Here is a 16,225-nt window from a genome sequence, read left to right on the forward strand (position 1 = left end):
TTAATGGAAAAAGAGCTAGCTGCTGAGCCTAATCTTTTTAAGCGTGCTGGGATCCATATCAAATGGGGATTAGCCAGTAGTCATCAGGATGGTATTTTTGCTGCCGGTTTCGTTGCGGGAGTTCCTGCAGAGTTATGGGATACATTAAAAGATGTTGTAAATGGAACAATAAATTATGAAGAAACATGGGATGGGATACGTGCTTTATTAACAAGTGAAACAATGTTCAGTGATATAGCTGAGGGTGAAAAACAAGATATTCTAAATCGAATTAATAAAATTGAAATCGAATATCAGAAAGCTGGAGCTGATGGTGCGTTTAATGCGGGTTTAGAAACTGGTCAACTATTTACTAAGGTAGCAGGATATATTGTTACTGTTAAAAGTGCTGCTAGCATATCAGCGAATTCAGGCCGATATGTTGATGCGCTATTGAATGGTAAAAAATCTTGGCCTATTATAGATATCAAAGAAATATATAGAATTGAGCCGGACGGTAGAAAAACCTATATGGCTTTTGGAGAAGGCGTTTACAAGCAAGGCTATCCATTTGAAGATTATATTGGTAAATCTAGAAAACTAGCGGATAGTGAAAGGTTACCTGCGGGGACGGAAACATTTGACTATTTTACAAAAAATAAAGAAGCGATAAGTGTAAAAACATTAGATACGGGAGCTAAAACATATCAAAACCCAGTTAAGATCAGTTCAAAAATAAACGGATATATAAATGATGTGGTTAATTTCAAAGGAATAAACAGCATTAAATTTAAGCTTGAAAAGTCAAGTGTAAAAAATAAAACGATAGAGTTAGCTATACCGTGTAAAACTACTCCAGCACAATGGATTGAAATTAATAAATCAATAATTTACGCTAATGATAAAAACATAAAACTTAATATAACGGTTGTTAAGTAAGGAACAATATATGCTTGATTATGATTCTGGGGATAATGTATCAATCCGAGTTAACGAACGATTTTATTTTATATTTGTTCTTTCGGGATATCATTTTTTTGTTAGAGATAATGAGACGCCCGTTTATTGTTTGGAAAAAAATACTGCTGAAGAAAAGTTAGGTGAAATGTTAAAGTTAGCATTAAGTCAGTGTCGAATTATAGATCCGTATGAAAATTCTGATTTTTTTGATAGGAAGAGGATTGATGAAGACTATAAAGAGTGGGTTGGTGATGTGTTAATTAAATGTAAGTTTAAAAGTATAAAATCACTTTTTTTAAATATGATGTCATGCAGTATTAAACGAATTAATGGTAACATTATATTGCAACCTAGTTTGCATAAAAAACTAAAAGATTGGACGAGAGATGGATATAGTGATGATGATGATATTATTTTACCGGATACAGTAACAAACGCAGAATTAGGTAAAGCCATAAAGGAAGTGCTTTCTCGTTGCCGAAGTGTGGTCAAGTAAAATGTCTAGGCTGTAGTGAAGGCGTTTACAAGCAAGGCTATCCATTTGAAGATTATATTGGTGTACATAGAAATTTTAAGAAAGCAGAAAGAATGTCATATGGGTTTGAAACTTTCGATTATTTTTCAAAGGGAGAAGCTGTAAGTGTGAAAACCTTAAATACCAGTGCAAAGACACACCAAAAGCAGAATGAAATAAATCGAGTACTTAACAGTTACATTAATAAAGTAAATGATTTTAAAGGTGCTAGTAAGTCCGGCGTTGAATTGAAAAGCTCAGATATAAAAACTAAAACAATAGAGCTAGGAGTTCTAGATAAAACAACAGCATCACAATGGCTGGAAATCAATCAGTCAATAATATATGCAGCAGAAAAGAATATAAGTCTTAGAGTAATAATTGTAAAGCAAGGAGGATAGATGAGTAATTCTTCTACTAAAGAGTCTTGGGTAAGCATTTACTTTAATGAGGAGTATTATTTTATACATACCATTTCGCGTTATAATCTCCGTGTTTTGGACTATAAAATGCCTATTTATCATCTTTCGAAAGAGGTTGATACGCGGGAGTTAGGCAAAACAATATTTTTAGCGCTGGATAATAGTAGAATAATTGATATAAATACGCCCGAGGATATTTTTAGTCGTGATGGTGTATCTTTGGCCTATCAAAAATGGATTGATGATGGGAAAAAAATATGCAAGTCGAAAAACCGTAAAAGTTTTTTATTAAAAATGATGTTATGCCACATTTGTCGAGAGGGTGATCATATAATAATTACGCCAACACTCCATAAAAAACTAGAAACATGGACGGGGGATGGATTTACTGAGGATGACTATATTGTTTTGCCGGATAGTATTTCTGATGAAGAACTTGGTGAAGCGATAAAGGAAGTTATATCTCGTTGCCGAAGTGTTATTTGAATTTTATATTATTAGATAGTTAATAAGATTTTTAATGGGGTATATAAGTAGTATTAATAAAATAAACTTTATTGGTTTTCTTCTGCGAAAATAAAATGTATGCAGTTTCATTCAATTCTTATTTATTTGTCAGTTATTTAAATAAATCTAAAAGCTAAGTTATTAGTAAATTGTATTATATTCTTTGATTAATTTGATAAAGCTAATAATGAAACAATATTTTAATAAACACGAACAACAAAAAAGCCCTTACCATCCAGTAAGGGCACAATAACAACAACGAGATTTTTATTGTTAATTAAAGGGTTGCGGCTTCGGCAATGAGTTTGCCGAGCTCTTGCCAGTTTTCACTGTCAATTAATTCATTCGGTACCATCCATGAACCGCCGCACACTAATACAGATGGTAATGCGGTGTATTCTTTTATATTTTTCACACCGATACCGCCAGTTGGCATAAATTTAACCGGGTAAACGGCGCTGAGTGCTTTGAGCATGGCAACCCCGCCAGAGGCTTCGGCTGGGAAGAATTTCAATGTGGTGAGATTAAATTCAAGGGCTTGCTCCACTAAGCTTGGGTTATTCACCCCAGGAATAATAATCACGTTCTTTTGTTGGCAATAAGCCACAATTTTTGGGTTAAAACCCGGGCTGACGATAAAATCTACACCCGCTTCAATGGCTTGGTCAACTTGCTCTGTGGTTAATACCGTGCCTGCGGCAATCAATAATTCAGGGTAAGCAGCACGCATATTTTTAATCGCTTGTACCGCGGCAGGGGTGCGGAAGGTGACCTCTGCACATGGCAGGCCATTTTCCACTAAAGCTTTTGCTAATGGCGCACCATGCTCTGCATTATTAATGGTGATAACAGGAACAACATTGAGTTTCTTAATTCTTTCAAGTAATTGATTCATGGTTAAAGCCTCTTAACATGTTTCTAAAGCAGTGGTTGGCATAGCTTCGGATGGAATAATCGCTCCCCGGTGTTGGATGACGGTTCCAGCCAGTAAATGACCTGTTTTTGCCGCTTCGCATGGGTTGCCACCTAAAATACGGCAAGCAAGGTAGCCGGCACTGAAAGAATCCCCTGCTGCAGTGGTATCAACCACGTGGTTGATTTTATTCGCAGGGACTTCAATACGTTCGTTATCGATAATCACAAAGCAGGCATCAGCACCGCGCTTGATCACTATTTCGTTCACACCATATTGTTGGGTACGTGCAATTGCATCAGTTTCATCAATATCATCGTAAAGCAGTTGTTCGTCATCAAAGGTCAGAAAAGCGATATCGGTTAAGCTTAAAATTTGCTGATAAGCCTGTTGTGCCGCTTGTTTGGAAGACCAAAGTGCGGGGCGATAGTTATTATCAAACACAATTTGGGCACCATGCTGTTTAGCTTGCTGTAACATTTCAAATAACAACTGGCGTGAAGCGCTAGGTAAAATGGCTAGGCTGATGCCACTTAAATAGATAAATTGTTGCGAATTTAGGATTTGCTGTGTGTGGGCTTTGCTGTTGTGGTCAAGACAAACGGCATCAAGCCAAAATTTTGCGGCGGCATTATCGCGCCAATAGAAAAAACGGCGTTCGCCATCTGCTGAGGTTTCAATTAGGTACATACCCGGTAGGTGTTTATCAGAAATAAATACCTCATCGGTATTGATGCCTTCTTGCTGCCAGCTTGCTAGCATTTGCTGGCTGAATGGATCCTGACCTAAACCGGTGATGTAACGGGTTGTCACACCGTGATCTTTAGTTAAACGAGACAGGTATAGCGCGGTATTGAGTGTATCCCCACCAAATGTTTGTCTATAAAGTTCACCCGATTTTTGCAACTCAACCATGCATTCGCCAATAACGGCAACTTGCGGATGTGTATTCATTTTCACCACCTGCGCGATTACGACTTAGTAAACTATTGCTACTTAATGATGCTATTAAAACCCATTTTAAATAGAACTTCAATAAAAATGAAACGCCGTTTTAAAAATATCGAATCGTCGTTCTTGTTTTTATCATGATAGCCACTTATGCTATTAGTTAGGGTGTAATGTCGATATCAATTTATAGGATTATAGGATTATAGGATTATAGGATGATGGAAAAATAATGGATAAAACGACTCAAACGGATGCTGTTTCAGCAGTGGTTAAGGTATTTAGCATTCTTAGCGCCCTTGGTGAGCAAAAAGAGATTGGTGTGTCTGAGCTTTCACAGCGTTTATTGATGTCAAAAGCCACGACATTTCGTTTTCTGCAAACGATGAAACAGTTAGGATATGTGGATCAAGAAGGTGAAGCAGATAAGTATTCACTGACCTTAAAACTCTTCGAATTAGGGGCAAAATCCCTCGAGTATGTTGACCTGATAGAAATTGCAGATAAAGAAATGCGCCGTATTGGCCAATTAACCCATGAAGCGGTGCATTTGGGTGCATTAGATGAAGATGCCATTATTTATATCCATAAAATCGACTCGAGTTATAATTTACGCATGTATTCACGGGTTGGGCGTCGTAACCCATTGTATTGCACCGCAATCGGTAAGATTTTACTCGCTTGGCAAGATGAAGTATCCATTCGTTTGGCATTGAAAGATGAAACTTTTAGTCAAAAAACGGCAACAACAATTTTAACGATAGAAGACCTACTGGCGGAATTAGCCACCGTTCGTGAATGCCATTATGCACAAGACAGAGAAGAGCAAGAGTTAGGACTGCGCTGTATTGCTGTGCCAGTGTATGACCGCTTAGGTCATGTGGTTGCAGGGCTATCGATTTCGTTCCCAACGATTCGTTTTGATGAGCAGCGTATTGATGACTATGTCCAATTACTGAAAACGGCGGGGCGTAATATTTCAGAGAAAATGGGCTATCACCAATATCCATCATAGGGTTGATATAACAAGACTAAGCCAATTTCAATGATGTATCAATCAATTGATTTAATAACCTATGTAAATTATTTATTTGAATATTAAGGATTTTATAAATTTCACTTATTATTATTCAACACCATGTGTTTCTGCTGACATATAATATTTACTTATGGATACAGCAGGAAATTGATATGTTTAAAAAGGTTATTATTGCTATTTTTCTTTGTTTTACTTCTTATGGCTTTGCCAGCGACTTTACATTTAAAGAAAAGTCACCCGCTGATCGCGAGTTTAATCAAGACTACCAAGGAATTAAAAAATTACAGATACAACAAAAGTTTGTCTTTGATCCCAAAAAGAAACTTCCACAAGAAGAACAAAGTTATCAAGCTTTGTTAGAGCAGCGAAATGCAGATGAAAATGCGTTTTCAAAACATTTTAATGTGTGTGATGTTAACCCGACGGGAGCAGGGTGCCCTAATTCAATGGCTTGGATGAATGATCGCCAGCAAATGAAAAAAATGTTAGAGCAAGCGGGCCGCCCTTATTGATAAGTTGTTCATTTGTTGACTCTAAGGGAGCATCGCCCCCTTAGAGGTCAAATTATACAGATTCAGGGAATGTTAAGGTTGCACCGGGAGCTTCACGGCTTAAATGAATGAAATTCATATGTTTTTCATATTGGTCTAGAATATCGCTAATCACTTGTTCTTTGGTGTAATCCATTAAATCATTCCCTTGTGAGCCTTCCCATAAGAAGGTTTCTAAGCGGTAATAATGGGATTTCCCTGAACGTGCGCGATAGGTAAAACCGGGAACGGAATAGCGCTGTGGCCACACTTGGTAAATAAAGCTTTGTTCTTCACCAAGGTCAACAGTTAGCTCTAAATGGTCTAAGCGCTCATCAGCAATGGGTGGCAAGGTGTTAAATTCCACTTTCGCTCCCCTTAAACTGAGCTCTTTTGCCACTTCTTGCATAGCAGGAATGCACACCAAATCAAGCATCCGCTGGGTATAAGTCGTTCCCGGGAAATTCATCACTCGTCCCAAACGCTGTTTCCAATTGAGTGTTCCATTGCCATACAGCGGTGCTGGCGCATTGGTATTTAGCGAACTAACGCGTCTAAAGTCCTCAACTTTTAATGATTTATATAGCCCAGCCATAATAAAGAAGATCACAAAACTAAATGGTAAGCCCATGATCACCGTTGTATTTTGTAAAGCAGCGACGCCATCTGTCATTAACATCCCTAAGGTGAGTAAACCAATTGCGACAGACCAAAAAATTCGCAACCAATTAGGAGCATCGTTGTTAATATCACTGAGTTTTGAGGTGAAATTACCTAATACTAATGAGCCGGAGTCAGCAGAGGTGACATAGAACAACAGCCCAGTAATGGTTGCAACAGAAGCGGTTAGGCCAAAGCCAGGGTAAAGCTCAAGTAGTGAATAGAAGCCTTTTTCGGGGGCGTCGAGGACGGTTTTGGCAAGTTCGCTATTGCCGTGAATGATTTCATACAATGCACTATTACCAAAAATAGATAACCACAATAGTGTGAAAACAAACGGAATAATTAAAGTACCGATCACAAACTGTCTAATGGTCCGACCACGAGAAATACGAGCGAGGAATAACCCAACAAATGGCGACCATGCTACCCACCACGCCCAGAAAAACAGCGTCCAGCTATTCATCCAATCCGTTGGGCGGTCAAAGGCAAAGCTATTGAGGGTCATACCCATAAAGCGGTTGATATAATCCCCCACATTCAGTACTAAGGCATTGAGTAAGAACTCGGTATCGCCGACAAATAAGATAAATAAAATCAAGCCAAATGCCAAAAGCACATTGAGCTCGGATAACACCCGAATACCTTTATTTACCCCAGATGTGGCAGAAATCACGGCCATAATCACTGATAGCAGAATTAACCCACTTTGCACGGGGAGCCCTTGAGGTAAGTCGAATAATACTTTGAGGCCATAATTCAGCTGAACAACCCCGATCCCAAGAGTTGTTGCAATACCGAAAATCGTCCCTAGTACTGCCGCAATATCTACTGTATGGCCAATTGGGCCGTCAATCCGTTTACCAAAAATAGGATAGAGTGCGGAGCGAATGGTTAGCGGTAAGTTATAACGATAACTGAAGTAACCCAGTGCAATCCCCATTAAGGCATACATAGACCAGCCCGTTAGGCCATAGTGGAACAGTGTCCACACCATCGCCTGACGAGCTGCTTCTAAGGTTTCGCCTTCGCCCGTTGGCGGCAGCATATATTGGGTGACCGGCTCAGCGACGGAGAAAAACATTAAATCGATACCAATTCCTGCCGCGAATAGCATCGCAGACCAGCTGAGCACGCTAAATTCAGGTTTAGATTGTTCAGGGCCGAGTTTGATATTACCAAAGCGTGAGGTAGCAACGAAAATGACAAAAACAATATAAAGCGTTGCTGCTAGCAGGTAATACCAACCAAAGGTTTTAGATACCCACCCAAGCGCGGCAACGATCCACTGATTTGCTGTTTCAGTCATCAAGATGGTGAAAAAAGAAAACGCCAGAATAAGACCGGCGGAAGTAAAAAAAACCACAGAATTCAATTTATCCTTCTGCTTATTTTTTGGGCTATTTTGAGTTGTCATTGGACATTCCACATTTTTATTTATTTAACAGGTTAAAATTACTTTCTAAGCTAATCTATTGATTTATTAGCCAAGATTTGGTTTTTGTTATCTTCTCTCTTATATTGATTGTGAATGAATTGTTGTAAACAATAGTTAATATTGATTGAACATTCAATCAAAAAAACGTTTAATAAAAGGGATCAATGTATTTTTTAGGTTCAAATACCATGCCGAAGATAGGAATGCAGTCGATACGTAAACAACAGTTAATTCAAGCCACATTGGCTGTGATTAATGAAGTTGGAATGCAGGAAGCCAGTTTTGTGTTAATTGCCCGTAAAGCCGGGGTTTCTACAGGGATCATCAGCCATTATTTTCGTGATAAAAATGGCTTGCTTGAAGCCACTATGCGCCATATTCAATACCAGTTGGGTTTTGCGGTGGCAATACGTTTACGCATGTTAACAGGGGCGGAGGCAAAACTACGAATTCAGGCGATTGTTGAAGGCAACTTCGATCCAACGCAAACCAGTGAGGCCGCGATGAAAACGTGGCTAGCCTTTTGGGCTAGCAGTATGCATCAACCGAATTTAAACCGCTTACAACAGGTTAATGACCGGCGTTTGTATTCAAACTTAAGCTATGAGTTTGGGCGGGTATTAAACAAGGCAGATGCGCGGATGGCAGCGAAGGGGCTGGCTGCTTTAATTGATGGCCTATGGCTACGTAGTGCTTTGAGTAATGAACAATTTCCTGTTAAGGATGCACTCAAAATCACTAACGAATACATCGATATGCAACTACAACGTGCTGAGGTTTTAGGAACCTAATAACCAATTCAGAGGAGATAATATGCAACATCCACCGATACATAAGCTTTATATTCATGGTGGTTATGTCGACAGTTCACAACCTGAATGCGGGCGATTTCCTGCAATCAACCCTGCCAATGGGGAAACTATCGCGGATCTGCAATCTGCGACCCTTGAAGATATCCAATGGGCGGTAGAAAGCGCCAAACAAGGCCAGAAAGTCTGGGCGGCTATGACTGCGATGGAACGCTCACGTATTTTACGCCGTGCAGTGGATATTTTACGGGAACGTAACGACGAATTGGCTTACCTCGAAACCCTTGATACGGGCAAACCGCTTTCTGAAACTCGTTATGTGGATATCGTTACAGGGGCGGATGTTCTTGAATACTATGCAGGTTTAATTCCGATGCTGGAGGGGCAGCAAATCCCTTTGCGTGATAGCTCGTTTGCTTATACTCGTCGTGAACCTCTTGGGGTTGTGGCAGGTATTGGTGCATGGAATTATCCTATCCAAATTGCGTTATGGAAATCAGCTCCTGCACTAGCAGCAGGTAATGCTATGGTGTTCAAACCCAGTGAAGTTACTTCGTTAACAGCGTTAAAGTTGGCTGAAATATACACTGAAGCGGGCGTGCCAGCAGGGGTATTTAACGTAGTGACAGGCCAAGGCGGTGAAGTGGGGCAATGGTTAACAGAGCACCCTGATATTGCCAAAGTTTCATTCACAGGGGGGATCGCAACCGGTAAAAAAGTGATGGCGAATGCATCAGCTTCTTCTTTAAAAGAGGTGACGATGGAACTAGGCGGTAAATCGCCTCTAATTATTTTTGATGATGCAGACTTAGATAAAGCCGCGGATATTGCCATGATGGCGAATTTTTATAGTTCAGGCCAAGTGTGTACCAATGGAACACGGGTTTTTGTGCCTGAATCGCTTAAATCACAGTTTGAGGACAAGATCACTGAACGTGTGGCTCGCATTAAAATAGGTTCACCCGTTGACGAAAACACCAACTTTGGGCCATTAGTTAGTTTTGCTCATATGGAAAACGTGTTGCGTTATATTGAGTTAGGCAAACAACAAGGCGCGAGGTTATTGTGCGGTGGTGAACGCTTAATGGATGGCGATTTTGCACAGGGAGCTTATGTTGCACCAACCGTATTCACCGATTGCCACGATGAAATGCAAATCACACAGGAAGAAATTTTTGGCCCTGTTATGAGTATTTTGAGTTATCAATCGGAAGACGAAGTGATTGCTCGTGCGAACAATAGTGTGTACGGGTTAGCAGCAGGATTGGTGACACAAGATTTAACACGTGCACACCGTGTTATTCATCAATTAGAGGCTGGGATTTGTTGGATTAATACATGGGGTGAATCACCAGCACAAATGCCTGTGGGCGGATATAAGCATTCCGGCGTTGGCCGCGAAAATGGCGTTATGACACTGCAAAATTATACACAAGTGAAATCCATTCAAGTGGAACTGGGGGAATTTGCATCCGTTTTTTAATCACATCATTTTAATTTGACTGAAACAGAGGAGATAACAATGGTCTATGACTATATTATTATCGGTGCTGGTTCAGCCGGTAACGTTCTTGCTACCCGCCTGACAGAAGATCCTGATGTTACTGTGCTGCTCCTTGAAGCAGGAGGACCGGATTACCGGTTCGACTTTCGCACACAAATGCCAGCGGCATTAGCGTACCCATTACAAGGGCGACGTTATAATTGGGCTTATGAAACTGACCCTGAACCGCATATGAACCACCGCCGTATGGAGTGTGGTCGTGGAAAGGGGCTTGGTGGCTCATCATTAATTAATGGGATGTGTTACATCCGAGGGAATGCTCTAGACTTTGATGGTTGGGCGGAAGCGCCTGGGTTAGAAGACTGGCGTTACCTTGATTGTTTACCTTATTTTAGAAAAGCGGAAACACGTGATATTGGCCCGAATGATTATCACGGCGGAGATGGCCCCGTTAGTGTGGCAACACCGAAAAATGGCAATAATGTGCTATTTCATGCGATGGTGGAAGCTGGAGTACAAGCAGGATACCCGCAAACAGATGATTTAAATGGGGTTCAACAAGAGGGTTTTGGCCCAATGGACCGTACAGTCACACCGCAAGGGCGACGAGCAAGTACAGCAAGAGGGTATTTGGACCAAGCGAAAAAGCGTAATAACCTGACTATTCTTACCCATGCCACGACAGATACCATTGAGTTTGAAGGGAAAAAAGCGGTTGGTGTTAAATATTATCAAGGTAATAGCACTACGCCTACGGTGGTGAAGGCGAGTAAAGAGGTTCTTTTATGTGCAGGTGCGATCGCCTCACCGCAAATTTTGCAGCGTTCTGGAGTTGGGCCTGAGGATGTTTTGGCTGAGTTCAATATTCCAGCTGTGCACGTTTTACCTGGTGTTGGGCAAAACTTGCAAGATCATCTTGAAATGTATTTGCAATATGAATGCAAACAACCAGTTTCATTATATCCAGCCTTAAAATGGATAAACCAACCCAAAATAGGCGCTGAATGGCTATTTAAAGGGACTGGAGTTGGCGCAAGTAATCAATTTGAAGCAGGTGGGTTTATCCGCACTAGTGAAAAATTCGCATGGCCAAATATTCAATTCCACTTTTTGCCTGTGGCGATTAACTATAATGGTAGTAATGCAGTCAATCAGCATGGTTTTCAAGCCCATGTAGGCTCAATGCGATCGCCTAGTCGAGGGCGTGTTCGCTTGAAATCCCTAGACCCAAAGCAGCATCCAAGTATTTTGTTTAATTACATGTCATCGGAGCAAGATTGGGAAGAGTTTCGTGCCGCCATTCGTATTACTCGTGAAATTATGGCTCAGCCAGCACTTGACCCATATCGTGGGGATGAAATAAGCCCTGGCAAACAGATTAGCACTGATGAAGAGCTAGATGCATTTGTGCGCGAGAGAGCAGAAACCGCTTTTCATCCGTGTGGAACCTGTAAAATGGGTTACGATGATATGGCAGTCGTGGATGGTGCAGGGCGAGTTCACGGTATTGAAAATCTACGGGTTATCGATGCATCGATTATGCCGTTGATCATTACAGGGAATTTAAATGCAACGACCATCATGATTGCAGAGAAAATTGCCGATAAAATTCGAAACCGTCCTTCGTTACCCACAAGCAATGCAGATTATTATGTAGCAGGTGATAGGCAAGTGAGAAACCCGCCATTACGAGACTAGCTTATTCAGGCTATTTTTTATACACAAAGCGATTGATATTAATATCAGTCGCTTTTTTCTTTAAGGAGAATGCCGATAATAATAATAGCTGTCTAACCATGTAATGCCAAAGGGGCGAATAAATCGGACTTTTAGCAGGTTGAAGGAATATACGCTAGTCAATTTTAGACAAAAAAAACCTCCAAATATTAAGGAGGGAAAATAAATATAAAGCGAGCTTATTTATATAGCACTAATTTACGGTAAACCATAGCCGACCAGTTGAATTAATTTATACAAAAATGATATTAGCTCACAATTTATAACGCTATAGTTATTAAATTCAGATTAATACCTATTATTTGACAGAGTTAATCAGCCATTGCAGATAATTGTCTTCAACTTGGCTTGGGTCTAAGCGAATGAGTTCTGGGGTTTCATATGGGTGTATTTCTTTTATTGCATTAAATAGATTAAGTTGGTTTCCTTGGGTCGTTTTGATCAAGAGTAAAACCTCCTTATCTTGCGTGATATTACCATGCCATAGATAAACAGATGTTATTTCAGGCAGTAGGGAAACACATGCTGCTAAGCGATTAGCGAGTAAGTGTTGGGTAATTTTAATTGCACTTTCATGGCTATTGGTTGTACATAATACAATACATGGTTGTTGAGAATTTGTGATGTAAATGTTATCAGTGGGCATTTCGTTTCCTTATTAGTCATATTTTGATAAGTTTGATTACTCACATTTAGATTAGAGATAAAAATGGTATTGAGAACAGAGCATAATCACTATAAGTGTTTTTTAAATTATCAGATAAGATAATAACTAATGTTAATTAAGCAGAGGTATTAATTTAATAGTAATATGCGTGTTTTTTAATCAATGTTGTCATTGTTATAATTTTTTATATATTCAATATAATTTTGAATATTTCTTGGTTTTATTTTATTAATTCGATTCAGCAATCATAAATTGAGGATGAACTATAAAAAAAATTGAAATTTTAGTATATTACTAACCAAATTTGATTATGTGACAAATGTGATTGTGTGCTGTTAACCTAGTAACAGAGCAAATAATAATCCCAGTTTTATTCTTACTCTTATTAATGTAAGTGTAGGCTTATCTTTTTGTGCAAGAAATATGGAACGATTGATATCTGAAATAATATATTACACATCGTTACAAACTGGCTTAAAATTTATCATAAAAGAATTCACGTACTGATAAATATCAAGGTTTTTGAGCTATATATTGTTAATCTAAAGATAAAATTAGAATATATAACTGAAATTACTCTGTATTTCCATCTTTATACGTGTATGGATAACCTTATGAATAAACTAACACCTTTAAAACCTGTACCAACTCTAATCGCAGTTGCAATAACATTAATTATTTGGTTCTTAATTCCTGTTCCCGAAGGTGTTAATCCAAATGCGTGGCATCTTTTAGCATTATTTGTAGGTACTATCGCTGCTATTATTGGTAAAGCTTTACCAATAGGAGGTGTATCTATTGTCGCTATTTCATTAGTTGCAGTAACCGGGGTCACTAACCCTGAATCAACTAAAGGGGCAATTGCGGATGCTTTAAGTGGCTTTTCTAATGATCTAATTTGGCTAATTGGTATTTCTATCATGGTTTCCATGAGCTTGAATAAAACAGGCCTGGGGGCAAGGATAGGTTATTATGTCATTTCTTTATTCGGTAAAAAAACATTGGGTATTGCTTATTCATTGGCAATAGCAGAAACAATATTGGCACCTGTGACACCAAGTAACACTGCTCGAGGTGGGGGAATTATTCACCCAATTATGCGTTCGATCTCGGATAGTTTTGGGTCAAAGGCTGAAGATGGAACCGCAGGTAAGATAGGGCGTTATTTATCGCTCGTTAACTACAATATTAACCCAATCACTTCTGCAATGTTTATTACGGCGACAGCGCCAAACCCATTAATTGTCAGTTTGATTATTAGTGAAACAAGCCAAGAAAATGAATTAACTTGGGGTATGTGGGCGATTGCGGCGTTTGTTCCTGCCATCGTGTCATTAATATTAATGCCTTTGGTGATCTATTTGATGTATAAGCCGGAAATTACTTCAACACCGGATGCGCCAAATTTTGCCAAAGAACGTTTACAACAATTAGGCCCAGTTTCATTACCTGAAAAAATAACTCTCGGTGTTTTTGGGTTGTTACTTTTGTTGTGGGCTGGTGTTCCTGCCATGATTTTTGGGCCTGCATATAGTGTTAATGCAACCACCGCGGCGTTTATTGGGTTGAGTGTTCTATTAGCGACAGGGGTTATTAATTGGGATGATGTTCTGAAAAACAAAGGGGCATGGGATACTGTCGTTTGGTTCTCTGCCTTAGTCATGATGGCGAGTTTTTTAGGTAAGCTCGGTCTCATAAAGTGGATGTCATTAACCGTCGGTGCAACTATTGATGGATTAGGCATTAGCTGGGTATGGGGAATGCTAATTCTTGTTTTAATTTATGTGTATTCTCACTATTTCTTTGCGAGTACAACTGCGCATATTACGGCGATGTATGCAGCATTTTTCTCGGCAGGTTTAGCCCTTGGTGCTCCACCAATGTTATTAGCTCTAACATTAGCATTCTCATCATCACTAATGATGTCATTGACACACTATGGTACGGGTACTGCACCTATTATTTTTGGTTCGGGTTATGCAACCCTTGCGGAATGGTGGAAAACAGGTTTCGTGATGAGCGTAGTTAACTTAGCCATTTGGTTCTTTATTGGTAGCGTTTGGTGGAAATTCTTAGGTTACTGGTAATTAGTTGAATTAGCTATTTTAGCTATATCAAAGAAAGTTAATAGAAATCGGGCGATAGGCTCGATTTCTTCTTTTTAAAAGCTCATCCTACAAATAAGTGGCTATTGTGATAACAAGACCACTAATGATAGAAATTAGCATCACTTTTCCCCAACTGAAGACTGACGATGATTTTAAAGCGTGCTGCCATAACAAACTTATTTCATCGGCATGTGCATATTTTCTCTTATTGATCGCAGTCTTAATTTTTTTGATTTTATCATTATCTATCAGTAATGTTTTTTGAATAACCATGATATAACCTTTCATCAAGTTGTGCATTGTTTGTCTGCCCTTGATTATCTCAGGCTATGTAAGAAGATAAATTGATGAGATTCTATGCAAACTTCCCCATTTATCGCGTTTAAAATCAGACTTAGTCTAGTTAATAAGAAAAAAGCAGCCAAGAAGTAAAATTATCTTTATTAAGAGGAAATGGCTCTTAATTTAAGGGCATATTTATCGTTCTTTGGCGAGATATTTTTTATTTAGGGAAGTCGGAGAGAAAGGCCATAAATGTGATTGGTTTACATACAAAAGCCAGTATGATGTATCTGCGAGTCAGTTAATTTATCCAGAGGAACACATGTATTCACAAAGAAAGGCAGAATTTTTCTTGGTGCTTACCACGATAATCGCGGCTTGGGGGTGGGTATTTTCCCGAGAATCAGTGCAGGGAATGCCTATTTTTGCCTTTCTTGGTAGCCGTTTTTTATTTGCAGCCATCATTTTAGCCCCTTTTTGTCGAGGGAAAAAAAATAGAATAACGGCGAAGCAATTACCAAAAATATTAATGACAGGCGGTTGGATGTCATTAAATATGGTGCTCTGGATCCACGCAGTTGCGATAACAGATTCAATTGGTGAAGGGGCTTTTATCATGAGCCTTGCTATGTTGTTTGTCCCGCTAGTCGCATGGGTTATTTTAAAAAATAAACCTGTACGTTATTTCTGGGAGGCACTTCCGGTCGCTGTATTAGGGTTGGCATGTTTAACACTATTTAAGGCACAGCTTGAATTTAAAGCAAGCCAACTGTGGTTTCTTGGTGCGGCAATTGTCCAAGCTATCTATTTTTGTTATACCAGTTTATATACTCGAACAATCCCTCTTTTGCCGTTAACGACCATTCAGCTTGCTTGTACAGGAATGACTGGGTTAGTTTTGTCATTTTTTTTAGAAGAGTGGCCAAGTAGCATCACCGTACCTACCATGATGTGGTTTATTGCTAGTGTTGTAATAGCAACGAGTTTACGCTTTGTATTGCAACTTATTGGTCAAAAAAATACCACTGCCGGCAATGCTGCAATTATTATGATCCTTGAACCTGTTATGACCGTATTTGTAGCGGCTATTTGGTACAATGAAAGAATGCCTTTTGTCCAAATTGTTGGTTGTGTGCTAATTTTATCGGCATTATTCTATTACCGATGGCGTTGTTCTAATTCATTACCAAGGTAAAATACACATAATA

General features: G+C 39.3%; 16 protein-coding genes. 11 read left to right on the top strand and 5 right to left on the bottom strand.

The window, feature by feature from the left end; genetic code table 11:
• The first annotated feature begins 3 nt into the window (after positions 1–3).
• From PSE83_RS00735 to PSE83_RS00750, 4 genes are read left to right on the top strand one after another with little or no spacing between them, the layout of a single operon-like run.
• The gene (locus tag PSE83_RS00735; protein ID WP_272660590.1) at positions 4–918 is read left to right on the top strand and encodes a hypothetical protein; all 915 of its coding nucleotides are present in this window, start codon (positions 4–6) and stop codon (positions 916–918) included.
• Positions 919–928: 10 nt separating this feature from the next.
• The gene (locus PSE83_RS00740) at positions 929–1,435 is read left to right on the top strand and encodes a contact-dependent growth inhibition system immunity protein (RefSeq protein ID WP_036957841.1); all 507 of its coding nucleotides are present in this window, start codon (positions 929–931) and stop codon (positions 1,433–1,435) included.
• Entirely contained in the window at positions 1,414–1,854 is a 441-nt protein-coding gene (locus tag PSE83_RS00745) for a hypothetical protein (RefSeq protein WP_004255533.1), read from the top strand. The genes PSE83_RS00740 and PSE83_RS00745 overlap by 22 nt, the downstream gene beginning before the upstream one ends.
• Complete coding sequence (locus PSE83_RS00750) at positions 1,855–2,361, top strand: contact-dependent growth inhibition system immunity protein (RefSeq protein WP_004255530.1); 507 nt, start codon at positions 1,855–1,857, stop codon at positions 2,359–2,361.
• A gap of 298 nt (positions 2,362–2,659) precedes the next feature.
• Here PSE83_RS00750 and PSE83_RS00755 read toward each other — a convergent pair whose 3' ends face one another.
• Complete coding sequence (locus tag PSE83_RS00755; RefSeq protein WP_004255526.1) at positions 2,660–3,277, bottom strand: bifunctional 4-hydroxy-2-oxoglutarate aldolase/2-dehydro-3-deoxy-phosphogluconate aldolase; 618 nt, start codon at positions 3,275–3,277, stop codon at positions 2,660–2,662.
• A 12-nt stretch (positions 3,278–3,289) separates the two neighbouring features.
• Positions 3,290–4,249 carry a sugar kinase gene (locus tag PSE83_RS00760; RefSeq protein ID WP_164565354.1) on the bottom strand — a complete coding sequence of 320 codons (960 nt, stop codon included), beginning with the start codon at positions 4,247–4,249 and terminating at the stop codon, positions 3,290–3,292.
• Positions 4,250–4,475: 226 nt separating this feature from the next.
• Between PSE83_RS00760 and kdgR the strand changes: the two genes are divergently transcribed.
• Entirely contained in the window at positions 4,476–5,258 is a 783-nt protein-coding gene (kdgR, locus tag PSE83_RS00765; RefSeq protein WP_272660591.1) for a DNA-binding transcriptional regulator KdgR, read from the top strand.
• 176 nt (positions 5,259–5,434) lie between these two features.
• Positions 5,435–5,794 (top strand): hypothetical protein, encoded by a 360-nt coding sequence (locus PSE83_RS00770; protein WP_254366038.1) that lies wholly within the window; start codon positions 5,435–5,437, stop codon positions 5,792–5,794.
• Positions 5,795–5,846: 52 nt separating this feature from the next.
• Here PSE83_RS00770 and PSE83_RS00775 read toward each other — a convergent pair whose 3' ends face one another.
• On the bottom strand, positions 5,847–7,889 hold the full coding sequence (locus PSE83_RS00775; RefSeq protein ID WP_004255510.1) for a choline transporter: 2,043 nt from the start codon (positions 7,887–7,889) through the stop codon (positions 5,847–5,849).
• Between the two features lie 209 nt (positions 7,890–8,098).
• Between PSE83_RS00775 and betI the strand changes: the two genes are divergently transcribed.
• From betI to betA, 3 genes are read left to right on the top strand one after another with little or no spacing between them, the layout of a single operon-like run.
• Complete coding sequence (gene betI, locus PSE83_RS00780) at positions 8,099–8,701, top strand: transcriptional regulator BetI (protein ID WP_112308222.1); 603 nt, start codon at positions 8,099–8,101, stop codon at positions 8,699–8,701.
• Between the two features lie 22 nt (positions 8,702–8,723).
• Complete coding sequence (betB, locus tag PSE83_RS00785) at positions 8,724–10,202, top strand: betaine-aldehyde dehydrogenase (RefSeq protein WP_164565350.1); 1,479 nt, start codon at positions 8,724–8,726, stop codon at positions 10,200–10,202.
• Positions 10,203–10,241: 39 nt separating this feature from the next.
• The gene (gene betA, locus PSE83_RS00790) at positions 10,242–11,921 is read left to right on the top strand and encodes a choline dehydrogenase (RefSeq protein WP_004255502.1); all 1,680 of its coding nucleotides are present in this window, start codon (positions 10,242–10,244) and stop codon (positions 11,919–11,921) included.
• 337 nt (positions 11,922–12,258) lie between these two features.
• On the opposite strand, the gene cutA is transcribed toward betA, so the two are convergent.
• Positions 12,259–12,606 carry a divalent-cation tolerance protein CutA gene (gene cutA / locus PSE83_RS00795; protein WP_094961204.1) on the bottom strand — a complete coding sequence of 116 codons (348 nt, stop codon included), beginning with the start codon at positions 12,604–12,606 and terminating at the stop codon, positions 12,259–12,261.
• A gap of 635 nt (positions 12,607–13,241) precedes the next feature.
• Here cutA and PSE83_RS00800 point away from each other — a divergent pair.
• Complete coding sequence (locus PSE83_RS00800; protein ID WP_036957836.1) at positions 13,242–14,714, top strand: anion permease; 1,473 nt, start codon at positions 13,242–13,244, stop codon at positions 14,712–14,714.
• Between the two features lie 87 nt (positions 14,715–14,801).
• Here the strand turns inward: PSE83_RS00800 and PSE83_RS00805 are convergent, their stop codons facing one another.
• Positions 14,802–15,008, bottom strand: a complete 207-nt coding sequence (locus PSE83_RS00805; RefSeq protein WP_226617192.1) for a 3-oxoacyl-ACP synthase — start codon at positions 15,006–15,008, stop codon at positions 14,802–14,804.
• 331 nt (positions 15,009–15,339) lie between these two features.
• Here PSE83_RS00805 and PSE83_RS00810 point away from each other — a divergent pair, with 331 nt between their 5' ends.
• On the top strand, positions 15,340–16,212 hold the full coding sequence (locus tag PSE83_RS00810; RefSeq protein WP_036957835.1) for a DMT family transporter: 873 nt from the start codon (positions 15,340–15,342) through the stop codon (positions 16,210–16,212).
• Positions 16,213–16,225 lie beyond the last annotated feature (13 nt).

This window comes from Providencia sp. PROV150 (assembly GCF_028481025.1).
Classification (GTDB): Bacteria; Pseudomonadota; Gammaproteobacteria; order Enterobacterales; family Enterobacteriaceae; genus Providencia; species Providencia hangzhouensis.

What these genes read in the sequence shown, in the direction of transcription:
- PSE83_RS00735 (WP_272660590.1), top strand. Translation starts at nt 4, where the DNA reads ATGGAAAAAGAGCTAGCTGCTGAGCCTAATCTTTTTAAGCGTGCTGGG.
- PSE83_RS00740 (WP_036957841.1), top strand. Translation starts at nt 929, where the DNA reads ATGCTTGATTATGATTCTGGGGATAATGTATCAATCCGAGTTAACGAA.
- PSE83_RS00750 (WP_004255530.1), top strand. Translation starts at nt 1,855, where the DNA reads ATGAGTAATTCTTCTACTAAAGAGTCTTGGGTAAGCATTTACTTTAAT.
- PSE83_RS00755 (WP_004255526.1), bottom strand. Translation starts at nt 3,277, where the DNA reads ATGAATCAATTACTTGAAAGAATTAAGAAACTCAATGTTGTTCCTGTT.
- PSE83_RS00760 (WP_164565354.1), bottom strand. Translation starts at nt 4,249, where the DNA reads ATGAATACACATCCGCAAGTTGCCGTTATTGGCGAATGCATGGTTGAG.
- kdgR (WP_272660591.1), top strand. Translation starts at nt 4,476, where the DNA reads ATGGATAAAACGACTCAAACGGATGCTGTTTCAGCAGTGGTTAAGGTA.
- PSE83_RS00770 (WP_254366038.1), top strand. Translation starts at nt 5,435, where the DNA reads ATGTTTAAAAAGGTTATTATTGCTATTTTTCTTTGTTTTACTTCTTAT.
- PSE83_RS00775 (WP_004255510.1), bottom strand. Translation starts at nt 7,889, where the DNA reads ATGACAACTCAAAATAGCCCAAAAAATAAGCAGAAGGATAAATTGAAT.
- betI (WP_112308222.1), top strand. Translation starts at nt 8,099, where the DNA reads ATGCCGAAGATAGGAATGCAGTCGATACGTAAACAACAGTTAATTCAA.
- betB (WP_164565350.1), top strand. Translation starts at nt 8,724, where the DNA reads ATGCAACATCCACCGATACATAAGCTTTATATTCATGGTGGTTATGTC.
- betA (WP_004255502.1), top strand. Translation starts at nt 10,242, where the DNA reads ATGGTCTATGACTATATTATTATCGGTGCTGGTTCAGCCGGTAACGTT.
- cutA (WP_094961204.1), bottom strand. Translation starts at nt 12,606, where the DNA reads ATGCCCACTGATAACATTTACATCACAAATTCTCAACAACCATGTATT.
- PSE83_RS00800 (WP_036957836.1), top strand. Translation starts at nt 13,242, where the DNA reads ATGAATAAACTAACACCTTTAAAACCTGTACCAACTCTAATCGCAGTT.
- PSE83_RS00805 (WP_226617192.1), bottom strand. Translation starts at nt 15,008, where the DNA reads ATGGTTATTCAAAAAACATTACTGATAGATAATGATAAAATCAAAAAA.
- PSE83_RS00810 (WP_036957835.1), top strand. Translation starts at nt 15,340, where the DNA reads ATGTATTCACAAAGAAAGGCAGAATTTTTCTTGGTGCTTACCACGATA.